Raw genomic sequence first — 25020 nt, 5'->3', positions numbered from 1 at the left:
CCTTTTTTGGGCTATGTCTGAGCTGGCTGTTGCGGATGGACGTCCCCCTGTGGAGCGGGCCATGCCCGCGAATATTCCAGCACGCAAAGCTTCGCGGGCACGGCCCGCTCCTACGGACGTTCAGAACAGCTCGACAATTCGAGCAACACGCAATTGGGACAGAACCTTTTTTGGGCTATGTCTGAGCTGGCTGTTGCGGATGGACGTCCCCCCCCTGTAGGAGCGGGCCATGCCCGCGAATATTCCAGCACGCAAAGCTTCGCGGGCACGGCCCGCTCCTACGGACGNTCAGAACACCTCGACAATTCGAGCAATACGCAATTGGGACAGAGCCTTTTTTATGTGCCGCCGAATCCCCCGGCTTGCCGGCGTGCTCGCACGACCGAGAGCAGCGCCCGGCCCGCATCGCGGCGGCGCCAGCGGATCTCGGCTGGCAATGGGCGAATAAACTGCTGTAATAGTTCGTGCATGCCGGCAGGCACTACCAAGGCACGGTACTGTCTCATTCCAAAGTACCATTCTGCTCGAGGCAGATCAGGGGGCTTAATTGGGCTGTCGGAATCTACCGGCGCCATAACAAGAGGACCGACCCATGTGGACCAAACCCGCTTTCACCGACCTGCGTATTGGTTTCGAAGTCACCATGTATTTCGCTAACCGTTGATCGAACAGCCCCGGCTCCGGCCGGGGCTTCGCATTTTTGGGGGCTGTCCATGTTCATCCAGATTCTCGGTTCCGCCGCGGGCGGCGGCTTTCCGCAGTGGAACTGCAATTGCGCCAACTGCGCGGGCCTGCGGGCCGGCACGCTGAATGCCAGGGCGCGCACCCAATCCTCCATCGCCATCAGCGACGATGGCATGGACTGGATCCTGTGCAATGCCTCACCGGACATCCGCGCGCAGCTGGAAGCCTTCCCCCGACTGCAGCCGGCCCGCGCGCCGCGTGATACGGCGATTGGCGCGATCATCCTGCTGGACAGCCAGATCGATCACACCACCGGATTGCTGACGTTGCGCGAAGGCTGCCCGCATGAAGTCTGGTGTACCGAGATGGTGCATCAGGACCTGACCAGCGGCTTTCCGCTGTTCAACATGCTCGAGCATTGGAACGGCGGGCTGAAGTGGAATCCCATCGCCCTGGAAGGCCGCTTCACGATTCCCTGCTGCCCGAACCTGGCCATCACGCCGATCCCGCTGCGCAGCGCGGCGCCGCCGTATTCGCCGCACCGGCAGGACCCGCATCCGGGCGACAACATCGGCCTGCTGATCGAGGACCGCCGGACCGGCGGCAGGCTGTTCTACGCGCCGGGGCTGGGCCAGGTCAGCGCCGAGCTGCTCGACAGCATGCGTGCAGCCGACTGCCTGCTGGTGGATGGCACGCTGTGGCGCGACGACGAAATGCGCCTGCGCGAAGTGGGCAGCAAACTCGGCAGCGAGATGGGCCACCTGCCGCAGAGCGGTCCGGGCGGGATGATCGAGCTGCTCGACGGATTGCCGGCGAAACGCAAGATTCTCATCCACATCAACAACACCAACCCGATCCTCGACGAGAATTCGCCCGAGCGCGCGGTGCTTGGCGCGCATGCCATCGAAGTGGCCTTCGACGGCATGAGTATCGAGTTGTAGTAACGGGCGCGTGCAGCGCACCGCATCACTTCAGAGCCGAGGGTGCGCAGCACGCACTCTCTACATGAGCCCCGTCCTGTCCAGGGGTGCGTTTTGCACGCCGATCGCGGCCGGACACACGCAAAGGAAGCCGTTATGACCCTGCCAGCCATGTCCGCCGCCGAATTCGAACAGGCCCTGCGCGCCAAGGGCGAGTACTACCACATCCATCATCCCTACCACCGGGCGATGTATGCCGGGCAGGCGACGCGCGAGCAGATCCAGGGCTGGGTGGCCAACCGCTTCTACTACCAGGTCTGCATTCCCATGAAGGATGCGGCGATCATGGCCAACTGCCCGGACCGCGATACCCGGCGCGAGTGGGTCCAGCGCATTCTCGACCACGACGGCGCGCCGGGCGAAGAGGGCGGTATCGAGGCCTGGCTGCGGCTGGGCGAAGCCGTGGGACTGGATCGCGAACAGGTGCTGTCGCAGGAGCTGGTACTGCCGGGCGTGCGCTTCGCCGTGGACGCCTACGTCAATTTCGCGCGCCGCGCCTCCTGGCAGGAGGCGGCCAGCAGCTCGCTGACCGAACTCTTCGCGCCGACCATCCACCAGTCGCGCCTGGACAGTTGGCCGCAACACTACCCGTGGATCGATGCCTCCGGTTACGACTATTTCCGCAAGCGGCTCAAGGAAGCGCGCCGCGACGTCGAGCACGGCCTGCGCATCACCCTCGACCACTATCGCACCCGCGAGGCCCAGGAGCGCATGCTGGACATTCTGCAGTTCAAACTCGACGTGTTGTGGAGCATGCTCGACGCCATGAGCATGGCCTACGAACTGGACCGTCCGCCGTATCACACCGTCACCCGCGAACGCGTCTGGCACCGGGGCATTGCATCGTGAGCGCGGCGAAGAGCGTAGGGTGGAAGACGACCGCAGGTCTTTCCACCCTTGTTTGCCACCCTACGGCCGTCGCGCATCGGCCCTTGGCGAGTGACCCGTTATGAACGAGAACATCCTGCTGAAAGTCCCGACCTTGCGCCGCGGCTACCGCTTCCAGTTCGAGCCGGCGCAGGACTGCCACGTGCTGCTCTACCCGGAAGGCATGATCAAGCTCAATGACAGCGCCAGCGAAATCCTCCAGCGGGTGGATGGCGCTCGTACGGTCGGCGGCATCGTCGCCCAATTGCAGGCGCGCTTTCCCGAGGCCGAGGGCATCGAGGAAGACATCCTGGCGTTCGTGGAGGTGGCCGTTGAACGGTTCTGGATCGAGCTTCGCTAAACCCGGCTACGAGCCCGGCCCGCCGCTGTGGCTGCTGGCCGAGCTGACCTATCGCTGCCCGCTGCAATGCCCGTACTGTTCCAACCCGCTGGACTTCGCCCGCAGCCATGACGAGCTGGATACCGCCGAGTGGATCGAGGTGTTCCGCCAGGCCCGCGCACTGGGCGCGGCGCAGCTCGGCTTTTCCGGCGGCGAACCGCTGGTGCGCCAGGACCTGGCGGAACTGATCCGGGCGGCGCGCGAGCTGGGCTACTACACCAACCTGATCACCTCCGGCATCGGCCTGAGCGAGGAGAAGATCGCCCGCTTCGCCGAGGCCGGCCTGGACCACATCCAGATCAGCTTCCAGGCCGCCGACGAGGAGGTGAACAACCTGCTGGCCGGCTCGAAGAAAGCCTTCGCCCAGAAGCTTGCAATGGCCCGCGCGGTGAAGCGGCACGGTTATCCGATGGTGCTCAATTTCGTCACCCATCGGCACAACATCGACAATATCGAGCGGATCATCCAGCTGTGCGTGGAGCTGGAGGCCGACTTCGTCGAACTCGCTACCTGCCAGTTCTATGGCTGGGCGGAGCTCAATCGCGCCGGGCTGCTGCCCAGCAGGGCACAGCTCGAGCGTGCCGAGCGGATCACCAACGAGTGGCGCGACCGGCTGGCCGCCCAGAATCATCCGTGCAAGCTGATCTTCGTCACTCCCGACTACTACGAGGAACGCCCCAAGGCCTGCATGAACGGCTGGGGCAACCTGTTCCTCGACATCACCCCGGACGGCACCGCCTTGCCCTGCCATAGCGCGCGGCAGCTGCCGGTGCAATTCCCCAACGTGCGCCAGCACAGCATCGAGCATATCTGGCGGCATTCGTTCGGCTTCAACCGCTTCCGCGGCTACGACTGGATGCCCGAGCCGTGCCGCAGCTGCGACGAGAAGGCGAAGGATTTCGGCGGCTGCCGCTGCCAGGCGTTCATGCTCACCGGCGACGCGGCGAACGCCGACCCGGTCTGCAGCAAGTCGCCGCAGCACGGCAAAATACTCGCCGCCCGCGAACAGGCGGAGCACGGCGCGCTGGGCCTCGACCAGCTGCAGTACCGCAACGAGAAGGCCTCCCGGCTGATCCTCAAGGTATGAGGCCGCCGGCCATGGCGAGCCGCCATCCCTGCGGCTTCTGGCCCAGCGACTGGAGCGCCGACGCCGCGGCGGCGGCCAGCCGGGACTTCGCCGAACTGCAGGCCGGGCACGGTGGGCTGTTCTGGATCGAATACGATCCCGCCCAGGCCCGTTGCACGCTGTGGCGCTGGCGCGCCGGTGCGGCGACCTGCCTGACGCCGCCGGGCTTCTCGCTGCGCAGCCGCGTCTACGAATACGGTGGCGGCGCCTTCTGCCTGACCGGGCAGGGCGTGGCGTTCGTCAACGAGGCGGACCAGCAGGTCTATCTCCAGGACCTGGCCGAGGATGCGTACGGGACGCCGCTCATGCTGAGCGCACGGGCCGAATGCCGCTATGGCGATCTGCAGTTCGACCGGCGCAGCCACGCGATACTGGCGGTGGAAGAGCAGGGCGTCGAACACCGGCTGGTGAGCCTTGCGCTGGCCGATGGCGCGCGCCGGATCGTCGCCGAAGGCGCCGATTTCTATGCGTCGCCCGCGCTGAGCCCGGAGGGCGGGCGCCTGGCCTGGATCGAGTGGAGCCGCCCCGCACAACCCTGGACCTCGACGCGCTTGCAGTGCGCCGAGCGGATGGCCGACGGGCAGTGGGGCGATGGTCGCTGCCTGGCCGGCGCGGACGGCGAGCAATCCCTGCAGCAACCACGCTTCGCCGCGGATGGCCGCCTTTACTGCCTGAGCGATCGCCACGGCGGCTGGCAACCCTGGTGCGAGCAGCAGGAACGACTCGTCCCGTATCCGCTGGCCGAGGAGCGCCATGGGGAGGGACAAGGCGGTTTCGATTGCGCGCCGGCGCCCTGGCAATTGGGCACCATCAGCTACCTGCCGCTGGCCGCAGGCGGTCTGCTGCTGACCCATATGGTCGATGGCTTCGCATCGCTGTTCGAGCATGCGGCGGACGGTAGCGAACGCCAACTGGCCGGCGAGTATTCGCGCTGTCGCCAACTGGCCATGGATGACCCGTACGTCTTTTGCATCGCCGGCTCCCCGGAGCGTACCCCGGCGGTGCTGGCGATCGAGCGGGCCAGTGGCGACGTGCGGATTCTCGCGGGGGGCGAGCGACCGCTGCCGGCGAATCAGGTGTCGCATCCGCAACCCCTGCGCTTCGCGACCGGGGAAGGGGAGACGGCGCATGCCTTCTTCTACCCGCCGCGCAACGCCGGTTGCCGAGGTCGGCCGGGCGAACGGCCGCCGCTGGTGGTGTTCGCCCATGGCGGGCCGACCTCGGCGTGCTACCCGGTATTCGACCCGCGCATCCAGTTCTGGACCCAGCGCGGCTTCGCCGTGGTCGATGTCAACTATCGCGGCAGCAGCGGCTTCGGCCGTGCCTATCGGCAGCGCCTGCACGAGCAGTGGGGCGTAGTGGATGTGGAGGATGTCTGCCAGGCCGCGCGGGCGCTCGCCGCGCGGGGGCTGATCGATCCGGCGCGGGTCTTCGTCCGCGGTTCCAGCGCGGGCGGCTTCACGGCGCTCTGCGCGCTGGCGGCGAGCGACCTGTTCCGCGGCGGCGCCAGCCTGTACGGCGTCAGCGACCCACTGGCGTTGCGCCGGGTCACGCACAAGTTCGAGGGCGACTACCTGGACTGGCTGATCGGCGATCCGCAGCGGGTGCCGCAACGCTTCCGCGAACGGGCGCCGTTGCACAATGCCGACCGGATCGACGCCCCGGTGATCTTCTTCCAGGGCGGCCAGGATACGGTGGTGCCGCCCGAACAGACCGAGGCCATGGTGGCGGCGCTGCGCCGGCGCGGCGTCGCCGTGGAGTACCGGCGGTATCCGCAGGAGCGCCACGGCTTTCGCGAAGCACGCAACCAGGCCGATGCGCTGGAGCGCGAATGGCGCTTCTACCAGCGATTGCTGTGACGCAGCGCCCCGCGCAGACGAGCGGTAACCGTCCATTGGATGCATTGCTTTAGCCCAGCGATGCAGTAGGCTTGCTCGGTTATTACAAAAAATAAAAAAGGCCGCAGTGATGAGCCCGAATATCAGCCTTCAGCGTAAATTCGTCTCCCCGGAAATCATCTTCGGTGCCGGCTGTCGCCATAGCGTCGGCACCTGTGCGAGCAACTTCGGCGCGCGCAAGGTCCTGCTGGTTTCCGACCCCGGCGTGGTCGCCGCCGGCTGGGTGGCGGACGTGCAGGCCAGCCTCGAACGGCAGAGCATCGAGCATTGCCTGTTCACCGATGTGTCGCCCAACCCGCGCTGCGAAGAGGTGATGCTCGGCGCGGAGGTCTATCGCAGCGAAGGCTGCAACGTGATCGTCGCGGTCGGCGGCGGCAGCCCGATGGATTGCGCCAAGGGCATCGGCATCGTCGCCGCCCACGGCCGCCACATCGTCGAGTTCGAAGGCGTGGACACCCTGCGCGTACCCAGCCCGCCGCTGATCCTGATTCCCACCACGGCCGGCACCTCGGCGGACGTCTCGCAGTTCGTGATCATCTCCAACCAGGACGAGCGGATGAAGTTCTCCATCGTCAGCAAGGCGGCGGTGCCGGACGTCTCGCTGATCGACCCGCAAACCACGCTGAGCATGGATCCGTTCCTGTCCGCCTGTACCGGCATCGATGCGCTGGTGCACGCCATCGAGGCCTTCGTCTCCACCGGCCACGGGCCGCTGACCGACCCCCACGCGCTGGAAGCCATGCGGCTGATCAACGGCAACCTGGCGCAAATGATCGCCGATCCGGCGGATATCGTGCTGCGCGAGCAGATCATGCTCGGCAGCATGCAGGCCGGCCTGGCGTTCTCCAACGCGATCCTCGGCGCCGTGCATGCCATGTCCCACAGCCTTGGCGGCTACCTCGACCTGCCCCATGGGGTGTGCAACGCGGTGCTGGTCGAGCATGTGGTGGCGTTCAACTACGACGCCGCGCCGGATCGCTTCAAGGTCGTCGCCGAGACCCTCGGCATCGACAGCCGCGGCCTGAGCCAGCGGCAGATCCGCGAGCGCCTGGTGCAGCACCTGATCAGTCTCAAGCAGGCCATCGGCTTCAAGGAAACCCTCGGCCTGCACGGCGTCAACCTCTCGGACATTCCGTTCCTGTCGCAACATGCGATGCAGGACCCCTGCATCCTCACCAACCCGCGCTCCTCGACCCAGCGCGACGTCGAGGTCGTCTATGCCGAAGCCCTCTGACGAGCAGCACCAGGCACTGACGCAACTGCTCGGCTTTGGCAGCCATTCTGCGCGCAAGAGCCACTATCCGGAGCTGCTGGCACGCCTGGAGGAATTGGAAGCCGAGCGCAACCGCTACAAATGGCTGTTCGAGCATGCGGTGCACGGGATCTTCCAGGCCAGCCTGCAGGAGGGCATTCGCGCGGCCAACCCGGCGCTGGCGCGCATGCTCGGCTACGACAGCCCGGAAGACGCGCTGTGGACGCTGACCGACCTGTCCCACCACCTGTTCATCGGCGGCGAGCAGGAGCTGCGGCAGATTCGTCAGACACTGAGCGAGCGGCTCGGCCTGTTCGGCTACGAGACCCGCCTGCGGCGCAAGGACGGCAGCGCCATCGACGTCGTGATGAACCTGCTGCTCAAACCCGACGAAGACGGCCTGGTGGAAGGGTTCGTCGCCGACATCACCGAGCGCAAGCTGGCGCAGTCGCGCCTGCTGCAGCTCAACGAGCAACTGGAGCAGCGCGTCGCCGAGCGCACCTGCGAACTGCGCGAAGCCCGGGATGCGGCGGAGGCGGCCAACCTCAGCAAGGACAAGTACCTGGCAGCGGCCAGCCACGACCTGTTGCAGCCGCTCAATGCCGCGCGCCTGCTGATCTCGACCCTGCACGAGCGCAACCTGCCGCCGGGCGAGCAGCATCTGGTCGAGCGCGCCCATCATGCGCTGGAAGGGGCAGAGGACCTGCTCACCGACCTGCTCGACATCTCCAAGCTCGACCAGAGCGCGATCAAGCCGGATATCGATGCCTATCGCCTGGACGAGATGCTCCTGCCGCTGGTCTCCGAGTTCCAGCCGGTGGCCGCCGCGGCCGGGCTGCAGCTCGCCCACTACATTCCCCGCTGCGTGATCCAGAGCGACTTCCGCCTGCTGACGCGCATCCTGCGCAACTTCCTCAGCAATGCCTGTCGCTATACCGACCACGGCCGGGTCCTGCTCGGCGCCCGCAAGCGCGGCGACGTATTGCGCATCCAGGTCTGGGACACCGGGCGCGGCATCCCCGCGGACCAGTTGCAATCGATCTTCCTCGAGTTCAATCAGCTCGGTGTACGCCGGGCGGCGGAGCGTAGCGGGGTGGGCCTGGGGCTGGCCATCGTCGATCGCATCGCCAACATGCTGGACTACCGCGTGCACGTGCGCTCGCGACCAGGACGCGGCTCGGTGTTCAGCATCGACGTGCCGCTGGCACGGACGGCACCCAGCCGCGGCGGCGAGGCGCCGGTACTCGCGCCGCAGCTGGGCGACCCGCTGCCGGGGCGGCGGTTGCTGGTGCTGGACAACGAAACCAGCATCCTGCACAGCATGGCCGCGCTGCTCCAGCAGTGGGGCTGCGAGGTGCTGACCGCCACCGACAGGGACGCCGCACTTTCGGCGCTGGCGGGCGTGGCCCCGGACGTGATCCTCGCCGACTATCACCTGGACCAGGGCGTCACCGGCTGGGACGTGGTGCTCGAACTGCGTGCGCATTTCGCCGCCGCGATCCCGCTGGTGATGATCACCGCCGACCGCAGCGACCAGTGCCGTCGCCAGTTGCAAGGCTTCGGCGTGCCGGTGCTGAACAAGCCGGTGAAGGCCGGCAAGATGCGCTCGGTACTCAGCCACCTGCTGGGCGGCAAGGCCGACGCCTGTGCGGTGGATGAAGGCCCAGCGTAGGTTCGTAGGTTGGGTTGAGGAGCGTAGCGACGAAGCCCAACAGGTTCATGCCACCCCCAGTTGGGCTTCGCCGCACTCAGCGCCAACCTACCCGCGAGCGCCCGATCGCTCGAACATCGGCTGTTGCAAGAGATCCGGGCCAGACACTTCCCAAGGTCCTGCAACAGGTAACGGGGACATAGCCATTCATAACCCCAACACGATCTGGATCAAGTTTTACCGCCCCGCTCCCCGGTTAGACTGCCCGCCATGAAAGCCTGTCTGCGTCTGTTCCTGGCCCTGCTGATCAGCTTCGCGCTTCCCCTGAACGGGATGGCGGCGCCGGCGCTGTCCGCGCAGCCTTGCCAGATGCAGGACGGCATGGATATGTCCGCACATGCCGGACACCCGTCCATGACCCAGGACGATGGCGGCCATTCGCACAAGGGCAATCCGCTGTGCGACAGCGACCACCAGTGCAAGACCGGCAGCATGCTGCAGGCGGGCGTGGTCAAACCCGCCGTCGCCACCGCGCCGCCGCTGCTCGGCAGCGCCTACCCCGATTTCTTTCCCGCTCGCTCCGGCGTCGACGTCTGGCGCCCACCGCGCCACTGATTCCTTCGCAGACCTGACGTGTCCCTCGGCCATGCGCTGATGGACGCCGTGCGCATGCCCCCGCGGCATGCAGGAACCCGAGGAATCTTACTCATGATGTCCCGATTCATACGGAAAATCCGGTCGCTCGCGGCCGTCTTCTGCACCTGCGCGCTGGCCTTGCCGGGCGCAGCCCTGGGCCTGACCTTCGACGATGCGCTGCGCCTCGCGCAGCAGCAGGCGCCTTCCCTGCGAGCCGAGGCGTCCAGGCTGCAGGCCGCGCGCAGCGAGGCCAGCGCGGCCGGCGAACTGCCCGATCCGAAGCTCTTGCTGGGCCTGCAGAGCGTGCCCATCGAGGGGGCCGAACGCTGGAGTCTCAATGACGACGCCATGACCATGCGCATGGTCGGGCTGATGCAGGAAGTGCCCAACCGCGACAAGCGCAAGGCGCGTACCGAGGTCGCCCGGGCCGCTATCGACCGTGCCGCCGCCGAGCAGGAAGTCGAGGCGCTCAAGGTGCGCCTGGCTGCGGCCCAGGCCTGGATCGCGACCCATGCCGTGGAGCGCAAGATCCGCCTGTTCGACGAACTGCTCGAGGAAAACCGCATCCTCGACGAGGCCGTTCGGGCGCGTATCGCCGGCGGGCGCGGCCAACTGACCGACAGTGTCGTTCCGCGCCAGGAGGCCGCGTCGCTGGCCGAGCGCCAGGACGAGCTGGAGCAGTTGCGCCGCCAGGCCCGCGCGGCCCTTGTCCGCTGGGTCGGTGAGGCTGGCAGCCAGCCCCTGGACGGTGATCTGCCCCATTGGCCGCTCATCCGGGACAGGCTGCCCAGCCAGATGCACAACCATCCGCAACTGCTGGCATACGCGCCGCTGACCCGGCAGGCCCAGGCCCGCATCCGTGAAGCCAGCGCCGAGAAACAGCCCGACTGGAGCTGGGAGGTCAGCTACCTGAATCGCGGCCGTGCATTTGGCGACATGCTCAATCTCCAGTTCAGCTTCGATCTGCCGGTGTTCCAGCGCTCGCGGCAGAACCCGCGGATCGCCGCCCGGCATGCCGAGCTCGATCAGCTGGAGGCGGAGCGCGAAGCCGCCAACCGCGAGGTCGCCGAGCGCCTGGCCGTGGAGTTGGCCGAGTTCGAGCGGCTGCAGCGCGCCCGTGTGCGTAGTGCCGAGGTGCAGCTGCCACTCGCTCGCGAGAAGGCCGAGCTGGCCATGGCCGGCTATCGCGCCGGCACCATCGACCTGGATGCGGTGCTGGCCGCGCGCAACGAACTGATCGAGACGCGCCTCAAGCACATCGACCTGCAGGGCCTGGAAGCCATCGCCAATGCTCGCCTGTATCTTGCCTATGGAGAAACCAAATGAGCCGGAAAATCTTCGCAAGCGTCACGCTGGCCGGCGTGGCGCTGATGATCGGGGCGGGCGGTGGCCACTGGCTGGCCCGGAGCGGTGGCGAGCCTGTCGCACCCGCGGCCGAAAACCAGGCCCGGGTGCTGTACTGGTACGACCCCATGGCCCCGCAACATCGCTTCGACAAACCGGGCAAATCGCCCTTCATGGACATGGACCTGGTGCCACGCTACGCCGATGAAGGCGATGACGTGGCGGCGCTGACCATCGAGGCCGGCATCACCCAGAATCTCGGCATGCGGCTGGCCACGGTCAGCCGCGGCCAACTGGCCAGCCGTGTCGAGGCGGTCGGCGTGCTCGAGTACAACGCCCGTGACGTGGCCGTGGTGCAGGCGCGGGCGGGTGGCTTCGTCGAGCGGGTTTACCGCCACGCTCCCGGCGATCTGCTGGAAAAGGGCGCGCCGCTGGCGGACCTGCTGATCCCGGAATGGACGGCAGCCCAGGAGGAGTATCTCGCCCTGCGCAGGGCCGGTGACCACGCCCTGCTGGAAGCCGCTCGCCAGCGGCTGCGCCTGGCCGGGATGCCGGCGGAAACGGTCGGCCGGCTCGAGCGCAGCGGCAGGGTCGATGCTTCCATCACGCTTTCCAGCCCCATCGGCGGCGTGCTGCAGGAGCTGGACGTGCGCGAAGGCATGACGTTGGCGGCGGGCGCGCCCCTGGCGCGGATCAACGGCCTGGACAGCGTCTGGCTCGAGGTGGCCGTACCGGAGGCGCAGAGCGAGGGCATCCACGTCGGGCAGGAGGCGACCGCGCGCCTGCCGGCATTGCCCGGCCGACGCATCGATGGGCTGGTCACGGCGGTACTGCCGGAGGCCAATCCGGCCAGTCGCACGCTGCGCGTACGGGTGCAACTGCCCAATCCCGAAGGCCTGTTGCGCCCGGGGCTGACGGCGCAGGTCGCGCTGGCCGATGCTGGCAGCGAAGCGCTCCTGCTGGTGCCCAGCGAGGCGCTGATCCGCACCGGCCGGCGCGCACTGGTGATGCTCGCGGAAAGCGGCGGGCGCTATCGACCCATGGAGGTCGAGCCGGGTCGCGAAAATGGTAGCCACACGGCGATCCTCAGCGGCCTGGAAGAAGGCCAGCAGGTGGTCGCATCCGGGCAGTTCCTGCTGGATTCGGAGGCCAGTCTGCGGGGCATCACCGCGATACCGAACGACGGCGCGGCGCTCCATGCCCATGAAGCAATGGCGCCTGCGCTGCACGAGTCCGAGGGCCGTATCCTCGCGCTGGGCGATGACCGTGTGAGGATCGCCCATGGGCCATTCCATACCTTGGGCATGCCGGGCATGACGATGAGTTTCGCGGTGGCGAACCCACACCTGCTGCATGGCCTGGCCGAGAACGACCGGGTGCGTTTCGCTGCCCGCGAAACGTCCAGCGGCCTGGTGATCGAGCGGCTGCACAAACAGGAGCAACGGCCATGATCGCCGCGCTGATTCGCTGGTCGGTGGTCAACCGCTTCCTCGTGCTGCTGGCGACGTTGCTGATGACCGCCGTGGGGATCTGGGCGGTGCGTACCACGCCGATCGATGCGCTACCGGATCTTTCCGACGTGCAGGTGATCATCCGCACGCCCTATCCGGGGCAGGCGCCGCAGATCGTCGAGAACCAGGTGACCTATCCGCTGACCACCACCATGTTGTCGGTCCCGGGCGCGAAGACCGTACGCGGCTATTCGTTCTTCGGCGACAGCTACGTCTACGTGCTGTTCGAGGACGGCACCGACCTGTACTGGGCGCGTTCGCGGGTGCTGGAATACCTCAGCCAGGTGCAGGCCCGATTGCCGGCCGGCGTCACGCCGTCGCTCGGCCCGGATGCCACCGGGGTCGGCTGGATCTACCAGTACGCGCTGGTCGACCGCAGCGGCACGCATGACCTGGCGCAACTGCGCAGCCTGCAGGACTGGTTCCTCAAGTACGAGCTGATCACGCTGCCCAACGTGGCCGAGGTCGCCACCATTGGCGGCATGGTCAGACAGTACCAGGTCGTGCTCGATCCGCTGAAGCTGGCCAGCCTCGGCGTGACCCAGGCCCAGGTGATCGAGGCCATCGGCATGGCCAACCAGGAAACCGGTGGCGCCGTGCTCGAGCTGGCGGAAACCGAATACATGGTGCGCGCCTCCGGCTATCTGCAGACGCTCGACGACTTTCGCCGCATCCCGCTGCAGCTCAGCGCGGGCGGCGTGCCGGTGACCCTGGGCGACGTCGCGCAGGTCCAGCTCGGCCCGCAGATGCGTCGCGGCATCGCCGAACTCGACGGCGAGGGCGAAACCGTCGGCGGCGTGGTGATCCTGCGCAGCGGCAAGAACGCGCGGGAAACCCTCGCCGCCGTGCATGCCAAGCTCGAGGAATTGAAGACGAGCCTGCCGGCGGGCGTCGAGATCGTCACCACCTACGACCGCAGCCAACTGATCGACCGCGCGGTGGCCAACCTCAGCTTCAAGCTGCTGGAGGAGTTCGTCGTCGTCGCCCTGGTCTGCGGGCTCTTTCTCTGGCACCTGCGTTCGTCGCTGGTGGCCATCGTCTCGTTGCCGATCGGCGTGCTGATCGCCTTCGCGGTGATGCGCTACCAGGGCATCAATGCCAACATCATGTCCCTGGGCGGCATCGCCATCGCCATCGGCGCCATGGTCGATGCGGCGGTGGTGATGATCGAGAACGCGCACAAGAAGGCCGAGGCCTGGCGCCATGCCAACCCGGGCAGGGCACTGGCGGGCGAGGAACATTGGCGCGTGATGACCGCGGCCGCCCAGGAAGTGGGGCCGGCGCTGTTCTTCTGCCTGCTGATCATCACGCTGTCGTTCATTCCGGTGTTCACCCTCGAGGCCCAGGAAGGCCGCCTGTTCGGGCCGCTGGCCTTCACCAAGACCTACGCGATGGCCGCTGCGGCAGGACTCTCGGTGACGCTGGTGCCGGTGTTGATGGGCTACTGGATTCGCGGCCGGCTGCCCGACGAGGCGCGCAATCCGCTCAATCGTGGGCTGATCCGCCTCTACCGGCCGGCGCTGGAAGCGGTACTGGCGCATCCGAAGTCCACCCTGGCCGTCGCCGTGCTGATCCTCGCTACCACGCTGTGGCCGCTGGCACGCCTGGGCGGCGAATTCCTGCCGCCGATGGACGAGGGCGATCTGCTCTACATGCCGTCGGCACTGCCGGGGCTTTCGGCACAGAAAGCCGCGCAGCTGCTGCAGCAGACCGACCGGATGATCCGCAGCGTACCGGAAGTGGCCGGCGTGTTCGGCAAGGCCGGCCGCGCCGAATCCGCCACCGATCCGGCGCCGCTGGAGATGTTCGAGACCACTGTCCGCTTCAAGCCACGGGAACAATGGCGCGCCGGGATGACGCCGGAAAAGCTGGTCGAGGAGCTGGACCGCGCGGTGCAGGTGCCGGGCCTGACCAATATCTGGATTCCGCCGATTCGCAACCGCATCGACATGCTCGCCACCGGTATCAAGAGCCCGATCGGCGTAAAGATCGCCGGGGCCAGTCTGGAAGAGATCGACCGCATCGGCCAGCAGGTGGAGGCGGTGGCCAAGGGCGTACCGGGTGTCAGTTCGGCGCTGGCCGAACGGCTGGTGGGCGGGCGCTACGTCGATATCGACATCGACCGGCGGGATGCCGCGCGCTATGGGCTGAACATCGCCGATGTGCAGTCCATCGTCGCTGGCGCCATTGGCGGCGAGACCGTCGGCGAGACGGTGGAGGGCCTGGCGCGCTATCCGATCAGCGTGCGCTACCCGCGCGAATGGCGCGATTCGCCGCAGGCCCTGGAGCAGTTGCCGATCCTGACGCCGCTGGGCGGCCAGATCACCCTGGGCAGCGTGGCGCGGATACGGATCAGCGACGGCCCGCCGATGCTGCGCAGCGAGAATGCGCGGCTGGCCGGCTGGGTGTACGTCGACGTGCGCGGCCGCGACATCGCCTCGGTGGTGGCCGACCTGCGCCAGGCGGTCGCTGCCGATGTCGAGCTGCTGCCGGGCATGAGCCTGAGCTACTCCGGCCAGTTCGAATTCCTCGAGCGCGCCAACGAGCGACTCGAGCTGGTGGTGCCGGCCACGCTGCTGATCATCTTCGTGCTGCTGTACCTGACCTTCGGACGCTTCGACGAGGCGTTGCTGATCATGCTGACGCTGCCGTTCGCCCTTACCGGCGGGGTGTGGTTCCTCTATCTGATGGGCTTCAACCTGTCGGTGGCCACTGGCGTCGGCTTCATCGCCCTGGCGGGCGTGGCGGCGGAATTCGGCGTGATCATGCTGCTGTACCTGAAGAGCGCCTGGGCCGAGCGGCAGCGGGCCGGCCGGCATGGCGAGGCGGCGCTCTGCGAGGCCATTCGCGAAGGTGCGGTACAGCGGGTGCGGCCCAAGGCGATGACCGTGGCGGTGATCGTCGCCGGCCTGCTGCCCATCCTCTGGGGCGCAGGCACCGGTAGCGAAGTGATGAGCCGCATCGCTGCGCCCATGGTCGGCGGCATGCTCAGCGCGCCCTTGCTGTCGCTGTTCGTGATTCCGGCGGCCTACAGGCTGATGCGGCGCCGGGGCAGCAATGCTCGACTGAGCGAAGCCCGTCCCGAGGCCGGACAATCCCATGGGATAGGATGAATGCCACGCGCCGAACATTGGCCCGACAGCATCGCTGCGGGGCAGGCCCACAATAACGGCAGTTGCACACCGGACCTGTGGGCGCGTCCTCATGGCAATGGCGGGCCATCGCCCCGACGAGTCGTCGGGGCGGGCGATGAGCAGTGGCTATAGTATCGGCAGAGCTACCGAGGGCACGAAGATGAAGCGAATCTGCATCGCCATGGGCATCCTGCTGTTTGCCCTGGGCGAGGCGCTGGCAAGGGAGGAGGGCATCGGTGCGCACGGCTCGCCGACGCCTCGTCCCTATACCGAGCCGGGGCCGCCCCGGCCAACGACCTTGCCATCGGCCAAGCCGCCATTGCTCCCGGCGCTACCGCCGGCCCGAATCAATGAGCGGCAGCCGACGCTACCGGGTTTCGAACGGCAACAGCCGCAGCCACGTCCCACACCGACCCGGCCGCCGCTGGACAACGACCGGATAAGGCGTTGACTACGATCACGGCCCGCGCGTGCCTGGTCACAACAGCAAAAGCAACGCCGAATAGCCCAGCGCGCCCGCGAGAAATGCGCCGAATCGGCTGTTACGCTCGGTCGGCAGCTCTTCCTTGAGCACGTTAAGCACGATAGCGCCGGCAACGAAGGCCGTGACCGCCGATACGGCGAGTTCGGACAGCTCGGTGAGCAATCCTGTGCCGCAGCCGACCAACGCCGATGCGGCGAGGATCCAGCGGCCACGACGGACGAAGAGGCGCTGGTGATCGCTCTGCAGGGCCACGTCGTTGACCAGAAAATGCAGCGACATCGCTACGGTGTACCAGATCAGCTCGACGGGCCGGTCCGCGCCACGGTTGGCGAGGATATAGCCGATCAGGGCGTTGTACCCGGCGAAGGCGCCGATGTGCAGCCAGAACATGCTGGCATGGGTGTCGGCATCGTCGGGGAGGTCGCTGCGGTGGGCCTTGATCAGACGCTCCAGTCCGTAAAAGCAGGACAGCCCGATCAGTGCGAGCAGGTAGGCATGGTGTTCCAGATAACGCAACGGGTGAAAGCCGCTGTCTTCGATCACTCGCTGCCCGTGTGCCAATTCGGGTAGCAGATGGACGAACACATAAGCCACAGCGACGCCGCCGGCAACGGACAGCCAGCGGCTGCGCGGCAACTGGTGCAGTTCATCCAGCCGGCCGGCGAGCAGGTGGGTGAATGTCAGGACCAGTGCGGCGATCAGTGTCGGCATGGCAGGCGTGGGCACAGCTTGAATGGAGGTGATTACCAGGCCTGAGACTGCGACCGTCCGCCGGTGTTCAGTGAGCAGTTCGTCGGCTGGCGAAAAGCGTCTTATGATCTCGATCAGTTGCTTGGCTTGTCGATCGGCCAGCCAGATGGTTTTTTTTGGTAGAGTTCGCTCCTGAAAAGCGAGCAGCCAGCCAGCTTTCAATACGATCAACGAGGTGTCTGCTTGATTAGGGTGCTGGTGGTCGACGACCACGATCTGGTTCGCACAGGCATCAGTCGCATGCTGGGGGATATCGACGGGCTGCATGTGATAGGCCAGGCCGATTCTGGCGAAGAAGCCATCAAGAAAGCCCGCGAGCTCAAGCCCGATGTGGTCCTGATGGACGTGAAAATGCCTGGAATCGGTGGCCTGGAGGCGACCCGCAAGCTCCTGCGCAGCTATCCCGACCTGAAGGTCATCGCGGTGACCATCTGCGAGGAGGATCCTTTCCCCACACGCCTGCTGCAAGCCGGCGCGGCGGGCTACCTGACCAAGGGGGCGGCGCTCGAGGAAATGGTCCAGGCCATCCGCATGGTCTTCGCCGGCCAGCGCTACATCAGCCCGCAGATCGCTCAGCAACTGGCGCTGAAGTCGTTCCAGCCGCAGCTCAGCGAGTCGCCATTCGATCTGCTCTCCGAGCGGGAAATCCAGATCGCGTTGATGATCGCCAACTGTCAGAAGGTGCAGAGCATTTCCGACAAGCTCTGTCTTTCGCCGAAGACGGTCAACACCTACCGCTATCGCATCTTCGAGAAGCTTTCGATTACCAGTGACGTCGAACTGGCCCTGCTGGCGGTTCGCCACGGGATGGTCGATACCGTCAACTGATGACAAGTCCCTTCGATTCCGCCGCGTTCCTGGCCGCCTGCAGTAGTCGGCCGGGCGTGTATCGCATGTTCGATAGCGATGGCAAACTGCTCTACGTGGGCAAGGCCAAGAACCTCAAGAAGCGCCTGGCCAGCTACTTTCGCAAGACCGGCCAGGCGCCGAAGACCGCGGCTCTGGTGGCGAAGATCGCGCAGGTGGAAACCACCATCACCGCGAACGAAACCGAGGCACTGCTGCTCGAGCAGACGCTGATCAAGCAGTGGCGGCCGCCATACAACATCCTCCTGCGCGACGACAAATCCTATCCCTACGTATTCCTCTCCACCGGGGAGTTTCCGCGGCTGAGCATCCACCGGGGCGCGAAGAAGGAGCCGGGGCGCTATTTCGGTCCCTATCCCAGCGCCGGGGCCATCCGCGAAAGCCTGAGCCTGCTGCAGAAGGCCTTCTTCGTGCGCCAGTGCGAGGACAGCTATTACCGCAATCGCACGCGACCGTGCCTGCAGTATCAGATCAAGCGCTGCAAGGCGCCCTGCGTGAACCTGGTGGAGCAGGCCGAATACGCCGAAGACGTGCGCCACTCGGTGATGTTCCTCGAAGGCCGCAGCAACGCGCTGACCGAGGAGCTGTCGCGGAACATGGAAAAGGCGGCGATGAGCCTGGACTTCGAGCGCGCCGCCGAGATTCGTGACCAGATCGGCATCCTGCGTCGGGTGCAGGATCAGCAGAGCATGGAAGGCGGCTCCGGTGACGTCGACATCATCGCCGCCGCGGTCAGCCCGGGCGGTGCCTGCGTCCACCTGATCACGGTGCGTGGTGGCCGGGTGCTGGGCAGCAAGAACTTCTTCCCCCAGGTGGCGATCGAGGAAAGCGTCAGCGAAGTGCTGCAGGCGTTTCTCGAGCAGTATTACCTGGGCTCGTCGGAGCGCGACCTGCCGGGCGAGCTGATCGTCAACGCCGTGCACGAGGACTTCGCCACGCTGATCAACGCCATCGCCGAATTGCGCGGGCTGGAACTGAACATCACCCATCGCGTGCGTGGCACCCGGGCGCGCTGGCAGCAGTTGGCGTTGACCAACGCCGAACAGGCGCTGACCGCGCGGCTGGCCAACCGGCAACACCTGTCGGCGCGCTTCGAGGCGCTGGCCGAGGCGCTGCAGCTCGACGAGCCGCCGCTGCGCCTGGAATGTTTCGACATCAGCCATTCCAGCGGGGAGGCCACCGTGGCCTCCTGCGTGGTGTTCGGCCCGGAAGGCCCACTGAAGTCCGACTACCGGCGCTACAACATCGAGGGCGTCACCGCCGGCGACGACTACGCGGCGATGCACCAGGCTCTCTCCAGACGCTTTCGCAAGGCCGCCGAGGGGGAGGGCAAGCTGCCCGACATCCTGCTGGTGGACGGCGGCAAGGGCCAGCTCAACATGGCCCGCGACGTGCTCGAAGAGCTGGCCGTGCCGGAGCTGATCCTGCTCGGGGTGGCCAAGGGCGTGACGCGCAAGCCGGGCCTGGAAACCCTCTATCTGAACGATGCCGCCCACGAATTCACCTTGCCGGCCGATTCGCCGGCGCTGCACCTGATCCAGCAGGTGCGCGACGAAGCCCACCGTTTCGCCATCACCGGGCACCGGGCACGGCGCGGCAAGGCGCGGCGCACCTCGACGCTCGAGGATGTTCCGGGCATCGGCCCCAAGCGCCGTCGCGAACTGCTCAAGCACTTCGGTGGTCTTCAGGAATTGTGCAGAGCCAGCCTCGATGAGATCGCAAAAGCGCCTGGTATAAGTAAAAAGCTTGCCGAGTCGATTTATGCCGCTCTGCACAGTGAGTAAACTCTCCTCCGAATTCCGCAGATCAGTGGTACCGATGAATATCCCAAACCTGCTCACCGTACTGCGCGTGCTGCTGATACCCATCTTCATCCTGTTGTTCTACCTACCGTTCTACTGGAGCTACCTGGCCGCCAGCGCGGTGTTCACCGTGGCCGCACTGACCGACTGGCTCGACGGCTACCTGGCGCGCCGGCTGGAGCAGAGCACCCCGTTCGGTGCCTTCCTCGATCCGGTCGCCGACAAGCTGATGGTTGCGGTGGCCCTGGTGCTGTTGGTCGAGGAGCACGGCAACCTCTGGCTGACCTTGCCGGCGGCGATCATCATCGGCCGCGAAATCGTGGTGTCGGCGCTGCGCGAGTGGATGGCGGAGCTCGGTGCCAGGGCACAGGTGGCGGTATCCAACCTGGGCAAGTGGAAGACCGCCGCGCAAATGGTGGCCCTGGTGATCCTGCTGGCCAACCCGCCGCAGCCGACCATCTGGGTCGGGATGGGATATGCGCTGCTGATCGTCGCGGCCGGCCTGACGCTGTGGTCGATGGTCAACTACCTGGTCGCCGCGTGGCCGCACCTGAGCACTACGGAAAAGAAATAAAAACTTTTTTAATCAAGGGGTTGACGGCAGCATTCGATGGTATAGAATGGCGCCCGTCACCAAGACAACGCGGGAATAGCTCAGTTGGTAGAGCACGACCTTGCCAAGGTCGGGGTCGCGAGTTCGAGTCTCGTTTCCCGCTCCAGTTTGAAGATCGCGCCGCAGAAGTTTGCGGCGCCGTCGTTTTGAGGCCGGTTGGCAGAGTGGTTATGCAGCGGATTGCAAATCCGTGTACGCCGGTTCGATTCCGACATCGGCCTCCATATCGAAAAGCCCCGTAGATCACAGATCTACGGGGCTTTTTCTTTTGCGCGATTGCGCGATGCGGTTTCCGCCAGTTCGGGTGGCGTTTTCGCAATTGCTGCCTGCCCGGCAGGCTCGGCGAGCAGGCCATAGACGGCAAGGCTTGCGGCGAGCCGTTCCGAGAGCGGCGCCTGCTCGAGGCGCATTGGAATCCAGCCCCCGAGTGGCGGTCCGATGAGAAGCCAGGGCCTGTTCCGGCCGATTCGACGTTCGTGTCCTTGGAGTCGCGTGTATGCGCAATCTGGATTTCAGTTCGTGGGAAGGGCTTCTGTTGACCCTGTTCGGGCTGACCGTGATTAGCGTGATCGGGGTTGGTATCCGCTTGCTCGCCATGCAGACGATCCAACAGCGGCGCGAGCGTGAAAACCGACAGATCAACGAGCGTCTGCGCACGCTCATAGCAGCCTACAAAACGCTGGGCGGCTCATTCACCGGGAACCTAGAGGTCGATCCTACCCACCTGCGTGATCTGCGACGCCGAAAGGACGATGCGCCCGCTGCCGAACGCGTGGAGGCCGATGCGGGCATGGTGTTGGAGCCGGCGGTATCTGCCGGGCCGGGCACCGAATGGGCGGGCAGTGATCGATCGCGGCGGATGCGCGATGCCGTCGAAGCCGCGTTGTCCGACATCATCCTGTTGGGCACCGAGGAACAGGTACGGCTGGCGGCCAGGGCGGCTTCCGAACTGGTCGATGGCCGCCCGATACACACCGCCGAACTTGTCATTCACCTGCGCGACTTCGTCCGCAGCGCGCTCGATCTGGACCCGATACCCACTCAGCTCTCGATTCCAAAACAGGGGCCGGTCCGTCCCGCCACTGCGCGCGGAGGCAAAAGCGCAAAGGACGAGGCGAGGCAGGGCGCAGGCAAAGCTGGGGGCGCAGGCGGGGATGGAGGCGGTGCTGGGGGCATGTCCCTTGGCGGAGGATTGCATGCCAGGAACGGGCAGGACCCTCATTAGGTCTTCGCCAAGGCGCTTCCGCCGCTGGATGCCCTGATCCATCACCCGACCGCATATCCGAAACCCGAACGGACCGGCAGGGACTCCTATACTCGATGAATCTCTTGTAGAGGAGAGCCGCCATGCGCCGCCTGCTTGGTTTCACCCTCGCGATTGCCTTCAGCACTTCACTGTTCGCCATGCACTGCCCGATGGACATGGCGAAGATCGATGAACAGCTACAGAACAACCCGCCAGAGGATGCGGCCACGCTCGAGCGGGTCAAGGAACTGCGCGCGCAGGGCGAAGAGCTGCACAACGCCGGCAAGCATGCCGAGTCGGTGGAAGCGCTCGGCGAGGCGCTCGATCTGCTCAGCGCCAACCCCTGACGCCGAGCCTGCCGTCCACCGCCGATGATCGCTAGGCCTGCTTCAGGTGGCTGGCAACGCGCGGTTGTACCAGTCGCGGCTGCGATTGACGCTGCGTACCAGCCAGAGCATCACCGGCACTTCGATCAGCACGCCGACCACGGTGGCCAGCGCCGCGCCGGAGTCGAAGCCATAGAGCACGATGGCGACGGCGACGGCCAGTTCGAAGAAATTCGACGCGCCGATCATCGCCGAGGGGCCGGCCACGTCATGGCGAACCCTGAAGCTGCGGTTGAGCCAGTAGCCGAGCCCGGCAATGAACAGCGTCTGCAGCAAGATGGGCACGGCGAGCAGGGCGATGATCAGCGGTTGGGCGACGATGGCGCCCCCCTGAAAGGAGAACAGCAGCACCAGGGTCGCCAGCAGGGCGAGGATGGAGAACGGCGATATCCTCGCCAGCGCCGCCTGGAACGCCTGCACGCCTCGTTTCATCAGGCGTGCGCGGATGAACTGGGCGATGGCCAGCGGAATGACGATGTACATCGCCACGGAGAGCAGCAGGGTGTCCCAGGGCACCGGGATCGACGAAACGCCGAGCAGCAGGGCGACGATGGGGGCGAAGGCGAAAATCATCACCACGTCGTTCAGCGCCACCTGGGTCAGGGTGAAATTGGCGTTGCCGTTGCACAGGTTGCTCCAGACGAAGACCATCGCCGTGCAGGGCGCGGCACCGAGCAGGATCAGGCCGGCCATGTAGCTGTCCAGTTCAGCCGCGGGCAGCCAGGGCGCGAAGATCTGCTTGATGAACAGCCAGCCCAGTAGGGCCATGCTGAAGGGCTTGACCGCCCAGTTGACGAACAGCGTGATGCCCATGCTGGTGCGCTGGGCATAGACCTCCCGCAGTGCCGAGAAATCGATCTTCATCAGCATGGGGATGATCATCACCCAGATCAGCAACCCGACCGGAACGTTCACGTGGGCGATTTCCAGCGCGCCGATCGCTTGCGCGGCGGAAGGGAGGCCCAGGCCGAGCAGGGTGCCGACGACGATGCAAAGGAACACCCACAGCGTCAGGTAGCGCTCGAAGAATCCGAGCGGGGAGCCGGCGTTCTGCTTGCCGGCCACTTCGCATTGACTGGACATTGGTTTCCACCTTCTTGCATCGCGATGATTGAGCGGGACGAGGGCCTCGACGACGGCATCGGCTGGTTCTCTCGATGCATTGATGCCCAGAACATGTACTCAGGTACATATATGATTTTCGGAATATACACCCGCATGACCATGCCGACAATGTGACGGTTTCGTTATCCACCTGGCCGCCGCAGGAATGAACAGCCGGGTCTTTACTTGGCCATTCGACAGGCAATATATTCGCCGGAACGTATCTCGCAAGCGCTGAGGTGTCATTCATTCCCATGGTCGAGCATCTGACTCCCACCACCGTATTCAAATGCCTGGCGGACGAAACCCGGGCACGCATCGCGCTGCTGGTCGCCCGTGAGGGGGAGCTGTGCGTCTGCGAGTTGACCTGCGCCCTGGATGAAAGCCAACCGAAGATTTCCCGGCATCTGGCGCTGTTGCGTGGCTGCGGCGTGCTGGAGGATCGGCGCCAGGGACAGTGGGTCTATTACCGCCTGCATCCGCATCTGCCCGACTGGGTGACGGACATGCTCCAGCCGATCGTCACGGCCAACAAGAACTGGCTGAGCAGTAACGTTCAGCGCCTGGAAAACATGCGCAACCGCCCGGGACGCTCCAGCGCCTGCGCCTGAACCACGGGCATGACAATATCCGGTGCCGACGTGCGAAAGGCCGAGGTGGCCCGCATCGGCAATACATAACCCCCCCCGCAGGACGGCTCCATGCACGATGATTTGCCCAATATCGCTCCCGAACTGCTCGACCTGCCCAGCCTGGAAAAACTCGGCCTGGCGCCGCAACCGGAACACAGGCCGCGCATCCTGCTGCTCTATGGGTCGAACCGCGAGCGCTCATACAGCCGCTTGCTGACGCAGGAGGCCGCGCGCCTGCTGCAACGCTTCGGTGCGGAGACGCGGATCTTCGATCCAGCGGGGCTGCCGCTGCCGGACGATGCGCCGGTCAGCCACCCCAAGGTTCAGGAACTGCGCGAGCTGATGCAGTGGTCGGAAGGGCAGGTGTGGTGTTCGCCGGAGCGTCACGGCTCGATGAGCGCGGTATTCAAGGCGCAGATCGACTGGGTGCCGCTGGCCTTGGGCGCGGTGCGTCCGACCCAGGGCAAGACCCTGGCGCTCATGCAGGTCAGCGGAGGCTCGCAATCGTTCAATGCCCTGAACCAGATGCGCGTCCTGGGCCGCTGGATGCGCATGATCACCATCCCCAACCAGTCTTCGGTGGCCAAGGCCTATCTGGAATTCGACGACGACGGCCGCATGAAGCCGTCGGCCTATTACGATCGCGTGGTGGATGTGATGGAAGAGCTGTTCAAATTCACCCTGCTGGTACGTGGCCGCGCCGACTACCTGGTCGACCGCTATTCCGAGCGCAAGGAGTCGGCCGAAGCGTTGTCCCTGCGTGTCAACCAACGCGCCATCTGATCTACAGGAAGTAGCCGACATGCCCCACCACCCCTATGACATCCTCGACACAGCCGGCGGCGGCCAGCTGATCTTCACGCCATGTCCCGGTACCCGGGACACCAGTGTCTCCGAGGCGCTGGACGCCCTGCAGGCCGCCGGAGCCGAGGCACTGGTCACATTGATGCCGCATGAGGAACTGGCTCGCAACGAGGTCACGCAACTGCCGCGGCTCTGTACCGAACGAGGCCTGGAATGGATCCATCTGCCGGTGGCCGACGAGCAGGTGCCGCTGGCGGATTTCGATAGTGCCTGGGCACGTTCCCGTGCACGCATCGCCGAACTGCTGGGCAGTGGTCGCAACGTCGCCATTCATTGCAAGGGCGGTTCCGGCCGTACCGGCCTGATTGCGGCGCGCATCCTGATCGACCGGGGCGTGCCACGCCAGGATGCCATCGCCGCCGTGCAGGCCTTGCGGCCCAAGGCCATCCGGCATCCGGCTCATGCCGGCTGGATCGAACGTTTCGGCGGATGACGAGGGTTGCACGTTGAATACCCTGGCTTTGTTCGTGATCACCGCCGTCGCCGAGATCGTCGGCTGTTACCTGCCATACCTCTGGTTGAAGCAGGGCAAGAGCATCTGGTTGCTGGTGCCCGCGGCGTTGTCGCTGGCCCTGTTTGCCTGGTTGTTGTCATTGCATCCCACGGCTGCCGGGCGGGTGTACGCCGCCTATGGCGGTGTCTATGTCGGCGTGGCGATGCTCTGGCTGTGGCTGGTCGATGGCGTCCGCCCGAGCGGGTGGGACCTGCTCGGCTGCGCCGTGGCCTTGCTGGGAATGGCGATCATCATGTTCGCCCCGCGAAACATCTGATTTCATGCTTCCAAGAGCG

Annotated in this window: 25 protein-coding genes and 2 tRNA genes; 24 read left to right on the top strand and 3 right to left on the bottom strand. The window is 65.8% G+C overall.

The features are described from left to right. Window positions 1-592 precede the first annotated feature (592 nt). The 13 genes from pqqA to IN820_RS21855 all read left to right on the top strand — a co-directional run bounded on the left by pqqA (window position 593) and on the right by IN820_RS21855 (window position 15934). On the top strand, window positions 593-664 hold the full coding sequence (gene pqqA / locus IN820_RS21915; RefSeq protein WP_003253598.1) for a pyrroloquinoline quinone precursor peptide PqqA: 72 nt from the start codon (window positions 593-595) through the stop codon (window positions 662-664). Window positions 665-713: 49 nt separating this feature from the next. After that, window positions 714-1625: a pyrroloquinoline quinone biosynthesis protein PqqB gene (gene pqqB, locus IN820_RS21910; protein WP_193682998.1), complete on the top strand. Its 912-nt coding sequence runs from the start codon at window positions 714-716 to the stop codon at window positions 1623-1625. Between the two features lie 135 nt (window positions 1626-1760). Beyond that, window positions 1761-2513, top strand: a complete 753-nt coding sequence (pqqC, locus tag IN820_RS21905) for a pyrroloquinoline-quinone synthase PqqC (protein ID WP_193682997.1) — start codon at window positions 1761-1763, stop codon at window positions 2511-2513. 100 nt (window positions 2514-2613) lie between these two features. Then, a complete protein-coding gene (gene pqqD, locus IN820_RS21900; RefSeq protein ID WP_193682996.1) occupies window positions 2614-2892 on the top strand; it encodes a pyrroloquinoline quinone biosynthesis peptide chaperone PqqD in 279 nt (92 codons plus the stop codon). Continuing rightward, complete coding sequence (gene pqqE, locus IN820_RS21895; protein ID WP_193682995.1) at window positions 2864-4018, top strand: pyrroloquinoline quinone biosynthesis protein PqqE; 1155 nt, start codon at window positions 2864-2866, stop codon at window positions 4016-4018. The genes pqqD and pqqE overlap by 29 nt, the downstream gene beginning before the upstream one ends. An 11-nt stretch (window positions 4019-4029) precedes the next feature. Continuing rightward, complete coding sequence (locus tag IN820_RS21890; protein ID WP_193682994.1) at window positions 4030-5916, top strand: alpha/beta hydrolase family protein; 1887 nt, start codon at window positions 4030-4032, stop codon at window positions 5914-5916. Between the two features lie 109 nt (window positions 5917-6025). Next, window positions 6026-7189 carry an alcohol dehydrogenase-like regulatory protein ErcA gene (ercA, locus tag IN820_RS21885; RefSeq protein ID WP_193682993.1) on the top strand — a complete coding sequence of 388 codons (1164 nt, stop codon included), beginning with the start codon at window positions 6026-6028 and terminating at the stop codon, window positions 7187-7189. Further along, the gene (locus IN820_RS21880) at window positions 7173-8879 is read left to right on the top strand and encodes a hybrid sensor histidine kinase/response regulator (protein WP_193682992.1); all 1707 of its coding nucleotides are present in this window, start codon (window positions 7173-7175) and stop codon (window positions 8877-8879) included. The genes ercA and IN820_RS21880 overlap by 17 nt, the downstream gene beginning before the upstream one ends. 249 nt (window positions 8880-9128) lie before the next feature. Beyond that, entirely contained in the window at window positions 9129-9473 is a 345-nt protein-coding gene (locus IN820_RS21875) for a hypothetical protein (protein ID WP_193682991.1), read from the top strand. 93 nt (window positions 9474-9566) lie between these two features. Continuing rightward, on the top strand, window positions 9567-10820 hold the full coding sequence (locus IN820_RS21870) for a TolC family protein (RefSeq protein ID WP_193682990.1): 1254 nt from the start codon (window positions 9567-9569) through the stop codon (window positions 10818-10820). Then, window positions 10817-12289 (top strand): efflux RND transporter periplasmic adaptor subunit, encoded by a 1473-nt coding sequence (locus tag IN820_RS21865; protein WP_193682989.1) that lies wholly within the window; start codon window positions 10817-10819, stop codon window positions 12287-12289. The genes IN820_RS21870 and IN820_RS21865 overlap by 4 nt, the downstream gene beginning before the upstream one ends. After that, window positions 12286-15462 (top strand): efflux RND transporter permease subunit, encoded by a 3177-nt coding sequence (locus tag IN820_RS21860; RefSeq protein ID WP_193682988.1) that lies wholly within the window; start codon window positions 12286-12288, stop codon window positions 15460-15462. Before IN820_RS21865 ends, IN820_RS21860 begins: the two co-directional genes overlap by 4 nt. A gap of 181 nt (window positions 15463-15643) precedes the next feature. Continuing rightward, the gene (locus IN820_RS21855; RefSeq protein WP_193682987.1) at window positions 15644-15934 is read left to right on the top strand and encodes a hypothetical protein; all 291 of its coding nucleotides are present in this window, start codon (window positions 15644-15646) and stop codon (window positions 15932-15934) included. 27 nt (window positions 15935-15961) lie between these two features. Here IN820_RS21855 and IN820_RS21850 read toward each other — a convergent pair whose 3' ends face one another. After that, window positions 15962-16678: a hypothetical protein gene (locus IN820_RS21850; protein WP_193683012.1), complete on the bottom strand. Its 717-nt coding sequence runs from the start codon at window positions 16676-16678 to the stop codon at window positions 15962-15964. Between the two features lie 222 nt (window positions 16679-16900). Here IN820_RS21850 and gacA point away from each other — a divergent pair, with 222 nt between their 5' ends. The 5 genes from gacA (at window position 16901) to IN820_RS21825 (ending at window position 20223) form a co-directional block, all read left to right on the top strand. Beyond that, a complete protein-coding gene (gene gacA, locus IN820_RS21845) occupies window positions 16901-17545 on the top strand; it encodes a response regulator transcription factor GacA (RefSeq protein WP_193682986.1) in 645 nt (214 codons plus the stop codon). Beyond that, entirely contained in the window at window positions 17545-19368 is a 1824-nt protein-coding gene (gene uvrC / locus IN820_RS21840) for an excinuclease ABC subunit UvrC (protein WP_193682985.1), read from the top strand. Before gacA ends, uvrC begins: the two co-directional genes overlap by 1 nt. Window positions 19369-19402: 34 nt before the next feature. Further along, window positions 19403-19960, top strand: coding sequence for a CDP-diacylglycerol--glycerol-3-phosphate 3-phosphatidyltransferase (gene pgsA, locus IN820_RS21835; protein WP_193682984.1), 558 nt, complete (start codon window positions 19403-19405; stop codon window positions 19958-19960). A 69-nt stretch (window positions 19961-20029) separates the two neighbouring features. Further along, window positions 20030-20105, top strand: a tRNA-Gly gene (locus IN820_RS21830). A 44-nt stretch (window positions 20106-20149) separates the two neighbouring features. Next, window positions 20150-20223, top strand: a tRNA-Cys gene (locus tag IN820_RS21825). 27 nt (window positions 20224-20250) lie between these two features. Here IN820_RS21825 and IN820_RS21820 read toward each other — a convergent pair. Beyond that, window positions 20251-20409 (bottom strand): hypothetical protein, encoded by a 159-nt coding sequence (locus IN820_RS21820; RefSeq protein WP_193682983.1) that lies wholly within the window; start codon window positions 20407-20409, stop codon window positions 20251-20253. 86 nt (window positions 20410-20495) lie between these two features. Between IN820_RS21820 and IN820_RS21815 the strand changes: the two genes are divergently transcribed. Together IN820_RS21815 and IN820_RS21810 are read left to right on the top strand one after the other, a co-directional pair. Next, entirely contained in the window at window positions 20496-21224 is a 729-nt protein-coding gene (locus tag IN820_RS21815; protein ID WP_193682982.1) for a hypothetical protein, read from the top strand. 122 nt (window positions 21225-21346) lie between these two features. Next, a complete protein-coding gene (locus IN820_RS21810) occupies window positions 21347-21592 on the top strand; it encodes a hypothetical protein (protein WP_193682981.1) in 246 nt (81 codons plus the stop codon). A 42-nt stretch (window positions 21593-21634) separates the two neighbouring features. On the opposite strand, the gene arsB is transcribed toward IN820_RS21810, so the two are convergent. Continuing rightward, a complete protein-coding gene (gene arsB, locus IN820_RS21805) occupies window positions 21635-22714 on the bottom strand; it encodes an ACR3 family arsenite efflux transporter (RefSeq protein ID WP_193682980.1) in 1080 nt (359 codons plus the stop codon). A 275-nt stretch (window positions 22715-22989) separates the two neighbouring features. On the opposite strand from arsB, the gene IN820_RS21800 reads away from it, so the two are divergent. The 4 genes from IN820_RS21800 to IN820_RS21785 all read left to right on the top strand — a co-directional run bounded on the left by IN820_RS21800 (window position 22990) and on the right by IN820_RS21785 (window position 25001). Then, window positions 22990-23346 (top strand): metalloregulator ArsR/SmtB family transcription factor, encoded by a 357-nt coding sequence (locus IN820_RS21800; RefSeq protein ID WP_193683011.1) that lies wholly within the window; start codon window positions 22990-22992, stop codon window positions 23344-23346. A 90-nt stretch (window positions 23347-23436) separates the two neighbouring features. After that, window positions 23437-24150, top strand: coding sequence for an arsenical resistance protein ArsH (gene arsH / locus IN820_RS21795; RefSeq protein ID WP_193682979.1), 714 nt, complete (start codon window positions 23437-23439; stop codon window positions 24148-24150). Between the two features lie 19 nt (window positions 24151-24169). Next, entirely contained in the window at window positions 24170-24664 is a 495-nt protein-coding gene (locus IN820_RS21790; RefSeq protein WP_193682978.1) for a cyclin-dependent kinase inhibitor 3 family protein, read from the top strand. After that, a complete protein-coding gene (locus IN820_RS21785) occupies window positions 24633-25001 on the top strand; it encodes a YnfA family protein (RefSeq protein ID WP_193682977.1) in 369 nt (122 codons plus the stop codon). Before IN820_RS21790 ends, IN820_RS21785 begins: the two co-directional genes overlap by 32 nt. Window positions 25002-25020 lie beyond the last annotated feature (19 nt).

This window comes from Pseudomonas lopnurensis, assembly GCF_015070855.1.
GTDB classification, from domain to species: Bacteria; Pseudomonadota; Gammaproteobacteria; order Pseudomonadales; family Pseudomonadaceae; genus Stutzerimonas; species Stutzerimonas lopnurensis.
This window is presented reverse-complemented; position numbering and strand designations above follow the sequence as displayed.

Excerpts from the sequence above, each read along its gene's own strand:
- pqqB (WP_193682998.1), top strand. The coding sequence starts at position 714 with ATGTTCATCCAGATTCTCGGTTCCGCCGCGGGCGGCGGCTTTCCGCAG.
- pqqC (WP_193682997.1), top strand. The coding sequence starts at position 1,761 with ATGACCCTGCCAGCCATGTCCGCCGCCGAATTCGAACAGGCCCTGCGC.
- pqqD (WP_193682996.1), top strand. The coding sequence starts at position 2,614 with ATGAACGAGAACATCCTGCTGAAAGTCCCGACCTTGCGCCGCGGCTAC.
- IN820_RS21890 (WP_193682994.1), top strand. The coding sequence starts at position 4,030 with ATGGCGAGCCGCCATCCCTGCGGCTTCTGGCCCAGCGACTGGAGCGCC.
- ercA (WP_193682993.1), top strand. The coding sequence starts at position 6,026 with ATGAGCCCGAATATCAGCCTTCAGCGTAAATTCGTCTCCCCGGAAATC.
- IN820_RS21880 (WP_193682992.1), top strand. The coding sequence starts at position 7,173 with ATGCCGAAGCCCTCTGACGAGCAGCACCAGGCACTGACGCAACTGCTC.
- IN820_RS21875 (WP_193682991.1), top strand. The coding sequence starts at position 9,129 with ATGAAAGCCTGTCTGCGTCTGTTCCTGGCCCTGCTGATCAGCTTCGCG.
- IN820_RS21870 (WP_193682990.1), top strand. The coding sequence starts at position 9,567 with ATGATGTCCCGATTCATACGGAAAATCCGGTCGCTCGCGGCCGTCTTC.
- IN820_RS21865 (WP_193682989.1), top strand. The coding sequence starts at position 10,817 with ATGAGCCGGAAAATCTTCGCAAGCGTCACGCTGGCCGGCGTGGCGCTG.
- IN820_RS21860 (WP_193682988.1), top strand. The coding sequence starts at position 12,286 with ATGATCGCCGCGCTGATTCGCTGGTCGGTGGTCAACCGCTTCCTCGTG.
- IN820_RS21855 (WP_193682987.1), top strand. The coding sequence starts at position 15,644 with ATGAAGCGAATCTGCATCGCCATGGGCATCCTGCTGTTTGCCCTGGGC.
- IN820_RS21850 (WP_193683012.1), bottom strand. The coding sequence starts at position 16,678 with ATGCCGACACTGATCGCCGCACTGGTCCTGACATTCACCCACCTGCTC.
- uvrC (WP_193682985.1), top strand. The coding sequence starts at position 17,545 with ATGACAAGTCCCTTCGATTCCGCCGCGTTCCTGGCCGCCTGCAGTAGT.
- pgsA (WP_193682984.1), top strand. The coding sequence starts at position 19,403 with ATGAATATCCCAAACCTGCTCACCGTACTGCGCGTGCTGCTGATACCC.
- IN820_RS21820 (WP_193682983.1), bottom strand. The coding sequence starts at position 20,409 with ATGCGCCTCGAGCAGGCGCCGCTCTCGGAACGGCTCGCCGCAAGCCTT.
- IN820_RS21815 (WP_193682982.1), top strand. The coding sequence starts at position 20,496 with ATGCGCAATCTGGATTTCAGTTCGTGGGAAGGGCTTCTGTTGACCCTG.
- IN820_RS21810 (WP_193682981.1), top strand. The coding sequence starts at position 21,347 with ATGCGCCGCCTGCTTGGTTTCACCCTCGCGATTGCCTTCAGCACTTCA.
- arsB (WP_193682980.1), bottom strand. The coding sequence starts at position 22,714 with ATGTCCAGTCAATGCGAAGTGGCCGGCAAGCAGAACGCCGGCTCCCCG.
- IN820_RS21800 (WP_193683011.1), top strand. The coding sequence starts at position 22,990 with ATGGTCGAGCATCTGACTCCCACCACCGTATTCAAATGCCTGGCGGAC.
- arsH (WP_193682979.1), top strand. The coding sequence starts at position 23,437 with ATGCACGATGATTTGCCCAATATCGCTCCCGAACTGCTCGACCTGCCC.
- IN820_RS21790 (WP_193682978.1), top strand. The coding sequence starts at position 24,170 with ATGCCCCACCACCCCTATGACATCCTCGACACAGCCGGCGGCGGCCAG.
- IN820_RS21785 (WP_193682977.1), top strand. The coding sequence starts at position 24,633 with ATGCCGGCTGGATCGAACGTTTCGGCGGATGACGAGGGTTGCACGTTG.